Origin of the sequence: Rhodococcus erythropolis R138, assembly GCF_000696675.2 — a bacterium.
GTDB classification, from domain to species: domain Bacteria; phylum Actinomycetota; class Actinomycetes; order Mycobacteriales; family Mycobacteriaceae; genus Rhodococcus_F; species Rhodococcus_F erythropolis.
Map to the genome: position 1 here is coordinate 1,696,610 of NZ_CP007255.1, position 13,096 is coordinate 1,709,705.

12 protein-coding genes are annotated in these 13,096 nt (G+C 62.2%); 10 read left to right on the forward strand and 2 right to left on the reverse strand.

Translation table 11 applies throughout. The features are described 5' to 3' along the window. Window positions 1-15 precede the first annotated feature (15 nt). On the forward strand, window positions 16-672 hold the full coding sequence (locus tag H351_RS07955; protein ID WP_020970777.1) for a chymotrypsin family serine protease: 657 nt from the start codon (window positions 16-18) through the stop codon (window positions 670-672). Window positions 673-685: 13 nt separating this feature from the next. Here the strand turns inward: H351_RS07955 and ilvD are convergent, their stop codons facing one another. Further along, window positions 686-2,380, reverse strand: coding sequence for a dihydroxy-acid dehydratase (gene ilvD / locus H351_RS07960; protein ID WP_020970776.1), 1,695 nt, complete (start codon window positions 2,378-2,380; stop codon window positions 686-688). A gap of 142 nt (window positions 2,381-2,522) precedes the next feature. On the opposite strand from ilvD, the gene H351_RS07965 reads away from it, so the two are divergent. From H351_RS07965 to H351_RS07975, 3 genes are all read left to right on the forward strand, one after another. After that, window positions 2,523-2,864, forward strand: coding sequence for a hypothetical protein (locus H351_RS07965; RefSeq protein WP_019745280.1), 342 nt, complete (start codon window positions 2,523-2,525; stop codon window positions 2,862-2,864). 103 nt (window positions 2,865-2,967) lie between these two features. Next, window positions 2,968-4,656, forward strand: coding sequence for an alkaline phosphatase D family protein (locus H351_RS07970; RefSeq protein ID WP_020970775.1), 1,689 nt, complete (start codon window positions 2,968-2,970; stop codon window positions 4,654-4,656). After that, a complete protein-coding gene (locus H351_RS07975) occupies window positions 4,653-5,927 on the forward strand; it encodes an alkaline phosphatase family protein (protein ID WP_029256241.1) in 1,275 nt (424 codons plus the stop codon). Before H351_RS07970 ends, H351_RS07975 begins: the two co-directional genes overlap by 4 nt. Here H351_RS07975 and H351_RS07980 read toward each other — a convergent pair. Continuing rightward, window positions 5,924-6,481, reverse strand: coding sequence for a TIGR03086 family metal-binding protein (locus H351_RS07980; RefSeq protein ID WP_029256240.1), 558 nt, complete (start codon window positions 6,479-6,481; stop codon window positions 5,924-5,926). The two genes, H351_RS07975 and H351_RS07980, sit on opposite strands and share 4 nt — an antisense overlap. Window positions 6,482-6,582: 101 nt before the next feature. Between H351_RS07980 and H351_RS07985 the strand changes: the two genes are divergently transcribed. The 6 genes from H351_RS07985 (at window position 6,583) to H351_RS08010 (ending at window position 13,068) form a co-directional block, all read left to right on the forward strand. Further along, window positions 6,583-7,578, forward strand: a complete 996-nt coding sequence (locus H351_RS07985; RefSeq protein WP_019745276.1) for an aldo/keto reductase — start codon at window positions 6,583-6,585, stop codon at window positions 7,576-7,578. Window positions 7,579-7,623: 45 nt separating this feature from the next. Then, on the forward strand, window positions 7,624-8,895 hold the full coding sequence (locus H351_RS07990) for an MFS transporter (protein ID WP_029256239.1): 1,272 nt from the start codon (window positions 7,624-7,626) through the stop codon (window positions 8,893-8,895). A 70-nt stretch (window positions 8,896-8,965) separates the two neighbouring features. Then, entirely contained in the window at window positions 8,966-9,394 is a 429-nt protein-coding gene (locus H351_RS07995) for a DUF6325 family protein (protein WP_020909115.1), read from the forward strand. Between the two features lie 24 nt (window positions 9,395-9,418). After that, window positions 9,419-9,739: an SHOCT domain-containing protein gene (locus H351_RS08000; RefSeq protein WP_019745273.1), complete on the forward strand. Its 321-nt coding sequence runs from the start codon at window positions 9,419-9,421 to the stop codon at window positions 9,737-9,739. Between the two features lie 68 nt (window positions 9,740-9,807). Beyond that, on the forward strand, window positions 9,808-11,715 hold the full coding sequence (locus tag H351_RS08005; protein ID WP_029256238.1) for an alkyl/aryl-sulfatase: 1,908 nt from the start codon (window positions 9,808-9,810) through the stop codon (window positions 11,713-11,715). Window positions 11,716-11,829: 114 nt separating this feature from the next. Then, complete coding sequence (locus H351_RS08010) at window positions 11,830-13,068, forward strand: HNH endonuclease signature motif containing protein (protein WP_029256237.1); 1,239 nt, start codon at window positions 11,830-11,832, stop codon at window positions 13,066-13,068. Window positions 13,069-13,096 lie beyond the last annotated feature (28 nt).

Below are 13,096 nucleotides of genomic sequence, written 5' to 3' on the forward strand. Positions count from 1 at the left end.
GGCGGAGAGATTGTGATGTTGCAGCGAATTGTTTCGGCTCTGGCAGCGTTGGTCTTGGCACTCGGACTCGGGTTCATCGTCAGCAGCAACGCGGTTGCTGCACCCACGCCCATGGGTGGTGGTTCGGGCATCATCGTCGACAATCAGCTGGTCTGCACGTTGACCACTATCGGTCACGACAACGGCGGCAGACTCGTAGGTATCACCGCAGGTCACTGCGGTGGTCCTGGATCGTTCGTGATCCCGGAAAGCAACGAGGACGCAGGCGTGGTCGGCACGTTCGTCGAGTCGAACCCGGACCTGGACTACGGGGTCATCCAGTTCGATCCGGGCAAGGTCACACCAGTTCGAACGGTGGGCGCGGCAACCATCACCTCGATCGGCGCTCCGGCCAGCTTCCCGGCTACAGCCTGCAAGGAAGGCCGTACGACGGGCACCACCTGCGGCGTCGTCTGGGGAGACCTGAGCGCCGACGCATCCACCTGGACTCAGATCTGCGTCGACCACGGTGATTCGGGAGCCCCGGTCACGGTCGGCACGACGCTGGTCGCGATGGTCAACGCCTACCTCTGGGTACCGTGCCTGGGGCCGGAACTCGGCACCAACATGACCTCCATCGTGGACACGATCAATGCCCACGGAGGCGTCGGCGCCGGGTACCGGCCCATCTAGCTGCGAGCTGGGATCAGCCGCACACTGCTCCACCCGAGGCTGATCCCACGAGCTTGGAGTACTTGGCCAACACACCACGTGTGTAGCGAGGCGGCAACGGCTCCCAGCCCTTCTTGCGGACTTCCAATTCGGAGTCGTCGACCAACAATTCGAGTTGTCCGGTACCCACGTCGAGCCGGATCTGGTCGCCGTCGCGAACGAACGCGATGGGACCGCCGTCGACGGCCTCGGGCGCAACGTGTCCGACACACAGGCCGGTGGTGCCGCCCGAGAATCGTCCGTCCGTCAGCAGCAGGACGTCCTTGCCGAGACCCGCACCCTTGATCGCGCCCGTGATGGCCAGCATCTCACGCATTCCGGGACCACCCTTCGGGCCCTCGTAGCGGATGACGACGACGTCGCCACCAGTGATGGTCCCGTCTTCGAGCGCGTCCATTGCGGCGCGTTCACGTTCGAAAACCCTTGCAGTGCCGACGAATACATCAGACTCGAATCCTGCCGACTTGACCACCGCGCCGCCGGGCGCAAGTGACCCCTTCAGGATCGTGATGCCTCCGGTCGGGTGAATGGGCTTGTTCATCGCCCGCAGGACTTTGCCGTCCGGATCGGGCGGGGTGATGTGCGCCAGGTTCTCCGCAACAGTCTTGCCGGTGACGGTCAGGCAATCTCCGTGCATGAGTCCCGCGTCGAGCAATGCCTTCATGATGACGGGGACGCCGCCGATACGGTCGACGTCCGTCATGACGTGCTTTCCGAAGGGCTTGACGTCGGCGAGGTGCGGGACCTTCGCGCCGACGCGAGCGAAGTCGTCGAGCGTCAGCGGGACGTACGCTTCGTGCGCGATCGCGAGGAGATGGAGCACCGCATTGGTGGATCCGCCGAACGCCATGACTACTGCGATGGCGTTCTCGAACGCTTCCTTGGTGAGGATGTCCCTGGCGGTGATGCCCCGACGAAGGAGTTCGACAACGGCTTTGCCGCTCTCGCGGGCGAATCCGTCGCGGCGACGGTCCGGTGCGGGCGGTGAAGCGCTGCCGGGCAGCGACATTCCCATGGCCTCGGCGGCGCTGGCCATCGTGTTTGCGGTGTACATGCCGCCGCACGCGCCTTCGCCCGGGCAGATCGCCCGTTCGATGGTGTCGACGTCGGCGCGGCTCATCAGTCCGCGCGAGCAGGCGCCCACGGCCTCGAACGCGTCGATGACGGTGACTTCCCGCTCGCTGCCGTCGGACAGTTTGGCGACGCCGGGGAGGGTGGAACCGGCGTAGAGGAACACGCTGGCGAGGTCGAGGCGGGCCGCCGCCATCATCATGCCGGGCAACGACTTGTCGCAGCCGGCGAGAAGAACCGATCCGTCGAGGCGCTCGGCCTGCATGACGGTCTCGACGCTGTCCGCGATCACTTCACGGGAGACGAGGGAGAAGTGCATGCCCTCGTGACCCATCGAAATGCCGTCGGAAACGGAGATGGTGCCGAATTCGAGGGGGAATCCACCGGCCTCCCGGACACCTTCCTTGACGGCCTTGGCAAGGCGATCGAGGGACAGGTTGCACGGTGTGATCTCGTTCCAGGACGAGGCGACGCCGATCTGCGACTTGACCCAGTCGTCGTCACCCATTCCTACTGCACGCAACATGCCGCGCGCTGCGGTCTTTTCGAGTCCGTCGGTGACGTCACGACTTCTGGGCTTGATGTCGGGTTCGGTCATTTTCCAAGCATAGGCGTCAGCGGGATGTCTTTCCGGCAGACGAGCGACTCGAGTTGCCAACAGACGTCGTCCGTCGTGAATAGACTCGTCGCATCGCAGTCGGGGCTGAGTGTGCAGGTGATTGACGTACAGGGGGATTCAGGTGGAGTCGGAACTGATTTCAGCTTTCGGGTTTGCAGTTCTGGCGGCCGTCTTGACCGGTAGTGGTGTCTTCCTGGTTGTTCTGACGGTTCTGCACGAGATTGCCCGGTGGAAGGGCCGCTTCGTATCGGTGTGGGTGACTTTCTTTGCCGCACTGCTGATACTGCCCGTGCTGTTCGGTGCGTTGATCGCCGGCTATTCCGCGTTCTCCGAGATCGACGGGTCCGAGGCTCTGATTCCGCCGGCGTTCTGGATCCTGATCGCGGCCGGGGGTGCACTCGGCGGTTACATCGGAGTCAAGGTCGGTGTTGTTCGAGGCTCGGCCCTCGACTACCGGTTGTGATCGGGATCGACTCGGTCAAACTTTCAGAGAATCGCAGGCGAAGCCTGGGTGAACATCCCGAAGCTCTCTTGAACGGCCGTTCAGGTGCGGGTTCACTCCTAGCGTGCACACGAATGCCTTCGATCGAATATCCAGACGTGGCCTACTGCAGGGATCGGCGGCTCTCGCCGGCGCAGTAGGTCTCGGTGTCGCTTCGGCGAGCCACGCCGGTGCCGAGGTTCCGGGTGGCAGCCCGGGATTCGCGCACGGCGTGGCATCCGGTGACCCGTTGCCGGATGCCGTGATCATCTGGACCCGCATCACCCCAACGGCGGACGCAACGCCAGGTTCGGGCGTCGGGGCGGCGGTGACGCTCAACTGGCAGGTCGCGACCGATGAGGGGTTCGCGAGCGTTGTGGCGTCGGGAAGTGTTGCTGCTTCGGCAGAATCCGATCACACCGCGAAGGTCGACGTCACCGGACTCGATTCGTCGACGACGTACTGGTACCGATTCACTGCGGGTTCGGCTGTTTCTCCGGTGGGACGCACCCGCACGGCTCCGTCGAACTCGGCAGATCTCGATCGTCTCCGCTTCGGCGTCGTGTCCTGCTCCAACTGGGAAGCAGGATATTTCGGTGCTTATCGCCACCTAGCATTCCGCGAAGACCTCGACGCGATCATTCATCTCGGTGACTACATCTACGAGTACGGGCAGGGGGAGTACGGCGCGCGGAACGGATCCGTTCGCCTTCACGAGCCGGCCCACGAGATCATTTCGCTGGCCGACTACCGAATTCGGCACGCGCAGTACAAGACCGACCCGGATCTGGCTGCTCTTCACCTGAAACTCCCGTTCATCACTACGTGGGACGATCACGAATCGGCCGACAACGCGTACCGGGACGGCGCCGAAAATCACACTCCCGGTATCGAAGGCGATTGGGCAGATCGAAAGGCGAACTCGGCCAAGGCATATTTCGAGTGGATGCCTGTCCGCCCGTCGGGTAGTGGTTCGAGCGTTCAGCTGTATCGACGGTTCCGCTTCGGGAATCTGGCCGAGATCTCGATGCTCGACCTGCGTACCTACCGCGACGAGCAGCCGACGATGAAGCAGGTCGACGATCCGTCACGCACCATTACCGGACGCGCACAGATGGATTGGTTGACCAGCGGAATCGTCACCTCCCCGACGCAGTGGAAGATCGTCGGCAATCCGGTCATGATCACGCCCTGCGTGTTCCCGCCGCTGGAACCGGCGACCACCGCGGCGTTGACCGAACTGGTGGGAGTGCCGCAGGCCGGTGTCCCGTACAACACGGATCAGTGGGACGGGTACACCGCCGACCGCACCAGGCTTTTCGATGCGATCACCTCGAACGGTGTGGACAACACCGTCTTCATCACCGGTGACATCCACACGTCGTGGGCTTGCGACCTACCGACCAATGCCGCGAATTACCCAGGCGGGCCGACTGTCGGCGCTGAGTTCGTCGTCCCGTCGGTGACGTCGCCCAACATCGACGACATGCTGAAAGTGCCGCCGCGAACGGTAACCGTTGCGGCAGAAGAAGCATTCAAGGCAGTGAACCGACATGTGCGGTACGTCGAACTGGATTCGCACGGCTTCGGCGTATTCGAAATCGCCCGCGAAGGTACTCAGATGGATTGGTACTACGTCGACGATCTCACCAATCCACAGAGCAATGCGCACTACGCCGTGAGCTACCGTCTACCGGCAGGCGCGGGCAGTAGAGTCTCGCCCACTTCGGCCGCCCTCGATCAGGCCTCGTACCGACCAGGAGTCGACCAGTGAGTATCGAAGTTTCGCGTCGTAGCGTTCTGATCGGTGGAAGTGTTGTCGCCGGAACGGCATTGCTCGGAACGCCCGCTCGCGCGAGCGTTCCCACCAGCGCAGGCATCCCAGACCTGGACGTGCATGTCATCGTCGTCGACGGCATGCGTCCGGACGAGCTGCGATCGGAGCTCACCCCGACGCTGACCGGGCTTGCGGCCGGCGGTATTCACTACCCGGACGCCAGCGCCATCACGATCGCGGAGACGCTGCCGAATCACACGGCGATGATGACGGGAGTGCTGCCGGCGCGTTCGGGAGTGCCTGCAAACTCCGTCTACGATCCGTCCATCGACAAGAAGCGTGACCTCGATCGGCCTTCCGACCTGCAGGCATCGACGGTTCTTGATCGGGTGCGCACCGAACTCGGATTGACCACTGCGAGTGTGCTGTCGAAGCACTACCTCCACGGGCTGTTCGGTGACCGCGCCTCACTGGTGTGGGATCCCCAGCCGCTCGTTCCCGGCACGGAGCACGCGCCGGACAACTTCACGATCGACGCCTTGATCCGTATCGTCGGCGGGAACTCGCCGCGGCTCTCGTTCACCAACCTCGGTGACGTCGATCGGGTTGGGCACCTGGATCTGTCCGGTCCGTCCATCCGGATCGCTCGCACGGCCGCACTTCAGAACACCGACAACCAGGTTCGCCGCTTCGTCGACTTCCTTCATGACACGGGTCGCTGGAATCGGAGCATTCTGATCGTGTTGGCCGACCACTCCATGGACTGGTCGGAGCCCGCGCGGCTCATCGGACTCGATCGACCGCTGAACGCGGACCCGTTGCTGGCAGGCAAGATTCGAATCGCCCAGAACGGTGGCGCAGACCTGATCTACTTCGTCGGACCCGATGGCGAACGGGCGGAAGCCGTCAGCCGGATTCAGCAGATCGTGGATGGTGTGGACGGCGTCGAATCCAGCCACCTCCCCGCCGAATTCGATCTCGGCACCAATGCCGGTGACGTCGTTGCGTTTTGCGCTCAGGGCTGGCGGTTCAGTGATCCGACTCCACTGTCCAACCCGATTCCCGGCAACCACGGCCATTTCGTGACACTGCCCATCCCGTTCTTCCTCAGCGGCGGGCATCCCGCTCTCGACGGTGGACGGAAGATCGACACGCAGGCTCGCACGATCGACGTCGCGCCGACGGTTGCGGCTCTGCTCGGCCTCGGTGCACCTGCCGGCGGCTGGGACGGCGTCGCCCGCACGACGGGCGTGACGCTGAACGTCTAACGAGGATCGCGGCCGGTCAGGGCAATCAGCTTGTCCTGCAACGACGCATCGTCAGGAAGATCGACGGGAGCGGAGAACAGGCCGCTCTCGGCGAGCATGTCGCGCTGCCCGTCGAGGTCGGACCAGACGGCCTCGACGAGGTCTGGATCGAGTCGCTCGTCTGCTCCGACCGCTCGCGCGAGATCCCAGGTGTGGATGGTGACGTCCGAGGTCTGCTGGCGCAGATAGGGTTCCACCTTCACCGTGCCGTACGAGAGGTGAACGTGGGCACTGAGGTCCGTCGATTTCCACGCTTTGATGGCGGCATCGGAGTACTTCTGCCATTCGGTCCACAGGTCGTCCCCGACGGGAACGATGTCCGGTGTCGCCTCGCCGACCGTCAGTCCGGCCAGGAGCGGCGGTACCCACTGCTGCTCCTCGATGACGTGGCGGACGAGGTGTTCGACGTACCAGTCGGAGTCGGGCGTGGGTGCGTTCCAGTCCTCGACTGCGGCGAGTCGTGAACCGAATTCGCGGTGGGCGGTGAGCACGAGTTCGAGCCAATCGAATGCCATCACTCGAGGGTAACCCGATCAGCGTGAGGTTAATCGGTGCGTGAGGCTTCGATTCGGTGAAGACTGTCGAGGTTGTCGCTTAGTCGAATCGAGGAGTTTTCATGACCGTCCCCACCGTCACTCTGGCCGAAGGTCTCACTGTCAGCGCCCAGGGATACGGCGCGATGTCCGTCGCCCCTGTCTACGGCCCGGTGGATCCGGCCGAGGCGCTTGCCACATTGCACCATGCGGTGGACATCGGGATCACGTTCATCGACACCGCCAACGTGTACGGCGAGGGCTCGAGCGAGCGTGCGGTGGGAGAGCTTCTCAAAGACCGCCGGGACGAAGTGCAGTTGGCGACGAAGTTCGGTCTGGTCGGCAACATCGCCAACGGTCAGCGCGGGATCAACGGAGACCCGGCCTACGTACCGCAGGCACTCGACGAGTCTCTGGGACGACTCGGCGTCGATCATGTCGACCTCTACTACTTGCACCGGGTCGACCCGAACGTTCCGATCGAAGACACCGTCGGCGCGATCGCAGAGCAGGTGAAGGCGGGCAAGGTCCGCAACATCGGCCTGTCCGAGGCGACCGGCGATGAACTGCGTCGTGCGTACGGGGTGCATCCGATCGCGGCGATCCAGTCCGAATGGAGCATCTGGAGTCGGGACGTCGAGAACAAGGTAGTACCCACCGCCGCGGAACTCGGAGTCGGATTCGTGCCCTTCTCACCTGTGGGCCGAGGCTTCCTGGCGGGATCGTTCGATGCGGAGACGCTCGGTGACAACGACCTACGCCGACGCTTCCCACGCTTCTCGGACTCCGCGCTCCCTGCTAATCAGAAGGTTCTCGACGTGGTCCGCGCCGTCGGTGAGGAGCTCGGCGCGACGCCTGCACAGGTTTCCCTGGCATGGCTCGATGCCAAGGGCCGTCAGTACGGGTTGCCTTCCGTTTCGATTCCCGGCACGCGGTTCGCTGCACGAGTCACGGAAAACGCCGGAGCGTTGGACATCGTTCTGAGCGAAGACCAGATCGCTCGCCTCGACTCCCTCGCCGCGATCACCGAAGGCTTCCGTTCGGCTGATTTGAATTGGGTCTCTCAGGGCCGCGAATAATCATGTCCTGAGCCTTGCGAAAGACAGGAGTAACATACAGACCCGATGAAAAAAGTGTGGTTGGTCTGGGGTGTCGGTGTTTTTGCCTACGTGATCGCCGTGCTTCACCGCACTTCGTTCGGTGTCTCGGGTCTGTCTGCTGCTGATCGGTTCTCGATCTCGCCCAGCGTTCTGTCGAGCTTCGTCGTGCTGCAGATCGTCGTGTACGCCGGTATGCAGATTCCGGCGGGAGTTCTCCTTGACCGCTACGGTTCGCGGATCATGATCGCAGTCGGTGCGTTCATCATGATGTCCGCGCAGTTGGCTCTCGCCTTCACCGAATCGCTGCCCGTCGCGATCGGTGCACGTATTGCCGTCGGTGCCGGGGATGCACTCACCTTCATCTCGGTGTTGCGGTTGGTACCGCAGTGGTTCCCGCCCCGGCAGGTGCCGTTGGTCTCGCAGTTCACGGGCATCCTCGGTCAGCTGGGCCAGGTGATGTCTGCGCTCCCGTTCATGTTGCTGTTGTCCGGGCCGGGCTGGACTTTTGCCTACGGCAGCGCTGCCGCTGTCGGACTGTTGGCGTTTGCACTGGCGTTGAGTGTCATCCGCGACGTGCCGCCCGGTGCCGACGTGGTCGCCGTGCCGGCCGGCGCCAAGGAGATCGGGCGACAGATCAAGACGGTGTGGATGCGGCCCGGCACCCGTCTCGGGTTCTTCAGTCACATGGGGACTCAGTTCTCGATTACGACGTTCGCGCTGCTGTGGGGTGTGCCGTACCTGAAATCGGCTCAAGGCCTCGACTCCACGACGGTCGGCTCGCTGCTGACGCTGTCGGTCATCTCGGCAATCGTGGCCGGCCCGATCCTCGGCATTCTCACCGGTCGCTATCCCATGCGTCGATCGTGGTTGGTTCTCACCATCATGGTGGCCAGCGCGCTCATGTGGACGATCGTGCTTTCACGAAGCGAACCGTCTCCGCTCTGGTTGTTGACGATCCTGGTGGTCGTCATCTCGGTGGGTGGGCCGGGTTCGGTGATCGGCTTCGACTACGCGCGTACGTCCAACCCGAGTTCGGCGATGGGCACCGCGCAAGGCATGGTCAACATCGGTGGATTCCTCGCTTCCCTCATCGTGATTCAAGTGATGGGCGTAATCCTCGGACACATGGGCGGGTACACGTTCGACGGATTCCGCGTCGCCTGGATGGTGCAATATCCGGTCTGGATTCTCGGCATCGTCGGTGTGCTCGTCACTCGAGGCAAAGCCCGGCGAGCCCTCGCGGCAGAAGGCGTACACGTACGGCCGATTCGCGAAGTCATTCGTCGCAACAAATAACTCGATCGCATCGGGTAATTCATCCCCTGCGGGTGAGGTTCCCAAGCGTCCGAGCCACCAGGCTTGATGGATGAACGACGCAATGAACATCGGACCGGTCGAGCTCGTGGTGCTGGCATTCCCAGGTTCCACTGTGGATCCTGAAGCCGTCGCCGCGCTGCAAAACGTGGTGGAACGAGGTTTTGTCACCCTGCTCGACCTCGTGTACATCGCCAAGGACGCCGACGGACAGGTGTCACAGATCGACGTCGACGAAGATCTCACAGAGATCGGACTGGCGATTCTGTCCATCGAAGCCAAGGCATTGATCAGTGACGAGGATCTGGACGTGGTCCGTGAGTCACTCGAACCAGGAACGTCCGCCGCAGTCATCGTCTACGAGCAGACGTGGGCGCGTGAGCTCGCGTCGACGGTTCGCGGTGGCGGCGGCGATGTAGTCCTTCACGTTCAGATACCGCGCGAGGTAGTCGTCGCAGCGGTCGAAGCAGCATTTCAGTAGCGACAATTACCCAAGGAGTTCGGCATGGTTTTTCGAGGTGGACGCAGAGGGCGGCCGGGGTTGCTCGGCACGGTGGCGCGCACTGCGGTAGTGGCTGGAACCGCAAAAGCGACGTCCAACGCCATGGATCGACGGAGTCAACGGAAGGCCAGCGAGCAGCAGCAGGAATACCAGCAGGAGTACCAGCAGCAACAGCCGCCGCCGCAGGTCGCACCCGTGCAGTCCGTTCCCCCTTCTGGCGCGGACGATCTGGTCTCCAAGCTGCAGGAGCTGGGTCAGCTTCATCAGTCCGGCGTGTTGACCGACGCGGAGTTCGCCGCGGCAAAGTCGCAGTTGCTGAGCTAGTGCCTGCTGGTTCTTGAAGCCTTGAACGGGTTTACCACACTGGACAATTGAGCATGAAAGGCTGATCTATGATCGACCCACGCGCAGCATCGGCCGCAATCGAAGCGGCGAACTCCCGAGTCACCGAGACCCTGCCGTTCTCCGACAAGACCGATTTCACCGATGCCGAGCGCGGGTTCATCGGCGCGCTCGATCCCGGCGTGGTAACCGGACCCGACGGAAAAGTGCTGTGGGACAACGACTCGTACTCATTCCTGGATGAAGAGTGCCCGCCGACCGTCAATCCGAGCTTGTGGCGTCAATCGAGGTTGGTGGCCAAGCAAGGACTATTTGCGGTGACGGATTCGATCTATCAGATACGCGGACTCGATCTGTCGAATATGACCCTGATCGAGGGGGAGAGCGGGATCATCGTCATCGATCCACTGATTTCTCGGGAAACCGCGGCCGCTGGTCTCGCGTTGTATCGGGAGCATCGTGGTGATCGACCGGTTGTCGCGGTGATCTACACGCATTCGCATATCGACCATTTCGGTGGGGTCAAAGGGGTGACCACCGACGACGACGTCGCTGCCGGGCGATGCGTGATCTTTGCGCCAACGGGGTTCGTGGAGCATGCCGTCGAGGAAAACGTCTATGCGGGAACGGCAATGGCTCGACGCGCGGCATACATGTACGGGGCGGCATTGCCTCGAGGTCCTCGAGGTGGCGTCGGTGCAGGATTGGGCCAGACCACCTCCACCGGTACACCGACGCTCATTTCACCGACGGTGTCGATCTCGAAGACCGGTCATACGGAGACGATCGACGGCGTTCGGATCGAGTTCCAGATGACCCCAGGCACCGAGGCGCCGTCCGAGATGAACTTCTACTTCCCGGACTTTCGCGCACTGTGCATGGCGGAGAACGCAACTCATAATCTGCACAATCTGCTCACACTTCGTGGAGCGTTGGTGCGAGATCCGCATGTGTGGTCGGCGTACCTGACCGAATCGATCAATCGCTACGCCTCACGATCCGACGTCGTGTTTGCATCCCACCATTGGCCGACGTGGGGGACCGAACGGCTCACCGAGTTCATGGCATTGCAGCGCGATCTCTACGGGTACCTTCACGATCAGACACTTCGTCGAATCAATCAGGGGTGGACCGGTCTCGAGATCGCCGAATCCATCGAACTGCCAACCGCCTTGGCGCAGGCGTGGCACACACACGGGTACTACGGTTCCGTCAGTCACAACGTCAAAGCCATCTACCAGCGCTACATGGGATGGTTCGACGGCAACCCAGCGCACCTGTGGGAGCATCCACCCGTCGAATCGGCCAAGCGTCACGTGGAGTTCATGGGCGGATCGGCAGAGGTGCTCCGAAAAGCTCGGGAATCGTACGAGGGCGGAGACTTTCGGTGGGTCGCGCAGGTGGTGAACTACGTCATCTTTGCTGAACCGGACAACGCCGAGGCCAAGACCCTGCAGGCCGATACCTTCGAGCAACTCGGGTACGGCGCAGAGAACGGCACCTGGCGAAACTTCTACCTCACCGGTGCATACGAACTGCGCAACGGTTCGGTGGGTACGCCCACAGTTGCTGCAGCTCCTGATATCACCGCAGCGTTGTCGGTGAAGCAGGTGTTCGACGCCGTGTCGCTCCGTGTCGACGGAGTGAGTGCAGCGAATTCCCACATCGTCATCGATTGGAACATCACCGACGAAAACATCGTGCACCGAACGGAACTGAGCAACGGAGTGCTGATCCACTTCGACGTGGAAGGTGGGTCTGCAGATGCCGGGTCTGTGGATGCGACGTTCAGTTTGAGTCGTCTCGGCTTACTCGGTGTGCTGCTCGGTGGTGCGGACCTGGGCGCCGAGATTGCGAATGGCAGTATCACGGTGGCCGGCGACCCGGCGAAACTCGCAGAACTTGCGGGGCACCTTGACGAGCCTGACCCGAACTTTGCGATAGTCACGCCGACGTAGCAGCGTGTGGCAGTCGAATGAGGCTCTATTTCAACGAGTCTCGACTTCTGGGCGCTTCTGAAGTTGTCCGTTTTGTCTCTGGCTATCGAAAGTATGTTCGATTAAACTTTCGGCATGGACAGTCGGGATGCGTGGCAACTGGATGGCGAGGACCTCAAGAGTGAGGTTCTGGATCTGGTGCGTGCCCGGCACGAGTTGCAGTCGCGGTTGGTGTTGCTGATCGTGGAGATGTTTTCCCGTGACGTTCTCGGCGGGAAGGGTTTTCGGGCGATCGCGCAGTGGTTGCATGGTTCGACGAATCTGGAGATCGGTGAGTGCAGTCTGCTGGTCGGGTTGGCGCGGTTGTTGATGCGCGAACCTGTGGTCGGCGATGCGTTTCACCGGGGTGACGTTGATGCGTTGAAAGCCCGTCAGGTGGCGTCGTTTTGTCAGCATCCACCGAAGAACATGACCCTGGCGGATGTGGACAAGGCCCGCGGGATTCTGCTTGATCTGGCATCGAAGAACATTGCGGATTGTGATGCGGTGCGGGCAGCGATCCGGAGGATCGAGAAGCAGTACGGAAAACGCGAGGATGGCGTCCCGGTCGGCGAGGATTCCGAACGTAACGAGTTCTACGCCTCTAAAGGCCTGTACGGCAGAGTGACGGTGAAGGGCGACTTGGATGCTGTGAACGGGGCCCGTCTGATCACGTTGTTGTCGAGTTTGTCGGCGCCGACGCCGGAGAAGGACGGTGTCAAGGACACGCGTACTCCGGCATTACGGCGTGCGGACGGGTTTTGTGAATTGTTGCGCCGGTATGAGCGGGCGGGGTTGGGTCCGATCGAGGGCGGCGTGAAACCACACATCACGGTGACCGCGTCCGCGAAAGACATGACGGACCTTAAAGTTCTGAAAGACCTCTTGCCGTCCACCGAGGAGCTGGGATTTGCGTGGACCGATTGGGTAGGCCCCATCAGTATCGACACCGCCCGGATGCTCGCCTGCGACTGCACAGTCACCCGGATCCTCCTGGATGAGAATGGTGTTCCGCTCGACTGCGGTAAGGAAGCGAGAACGGCGACGGTGCCGCAGCGGCGGGCTCTTGCGGTCCGGGATGGTGGGTGTGCGTTTCCGGGGTGTGGGACTCCGTCGGGGTGGTGCGATGCCCATCATATTGTTCACTGGAATGATGGTGGCCCAACAGATCTCGACAATCTGATCTTGTTGTGCGGTCATCATCATCGGACGATGCACCACACGGAGTGGCGGGTGGAGATCGGTCCGGATCGGAAGTCGGTGTTCTATCCACCGATGTCGGTTGATCCGTATCAGCAGCCGATCGGCGGGAACAGCCCACCGACAGCGGCGTGACCGCGACAACCGAAAACTGATACACCGG

Bases quoted from the DNA above. Each gene is read 5' to 3' on its own strand.
- H351_RS07955 (WP_020970777.1), top strand. From the start codon at position 16: ATGTTGCAGCGAATTGTTTCGGCTCTGGCAGCGTTGGTCTTGGCACTC.
- ilvD (WP_020970776.1), bottom strand. From the start codon at position 2,380: ATGACCGAACCCGACATCAAGCCCAGAAGTCGTGACGTCACCGACGGA.
- H351_RS07980 (WP_029256240.1), bottom strand. From the start codon at position 6,481: ATGGCATTCGATTGGCTCGAACTCGTGCTCACCGCCCACCGCGAATTC.
- H351_RS07985 (WP_019745276.1), top strand. From the start codon at position 6,583: ATGACCGTCCCCACCGTCACTCTGGCCGAAGGTCTCACTGTCAGCGCC.
- H351_RS07990 (WP_029256239.1), top strand. From the start codon at position 7,624: ATGAAAAAAGTGTGGTTGGTCTGGGGTGTCGGTGTTTTTGCCTACGTG.
- H351_RS07995 (WP_020909115.1), top strand. From the start codon at position 8,966: ATGAACGACGCAATGAACATCGGACCGGTCGAGCTCGTGGTGCTGGCA.
- H351_RS08000 (WP_019745273.1), top strand. From the start codon at position 9,419: ATGGTTTTTCGAGGTGGACGCAGAGGGCGGCCGGGGTTGCTCGGCACG.
- H351_RS08005 (WP_029256238.1), top strand. From the start codon at position 9,808: ATGATCGACCCACGCGCAGCATCGGCCGCAATCGAAGCGGCGAACTCC.
- H351_RS08010 (WP_029256237.1), top strand. From the start codon at position 11,830: ATGGACAGTCGGGATGCGTGGCAACTGGATGGCGAGGACCTCAAGAGT.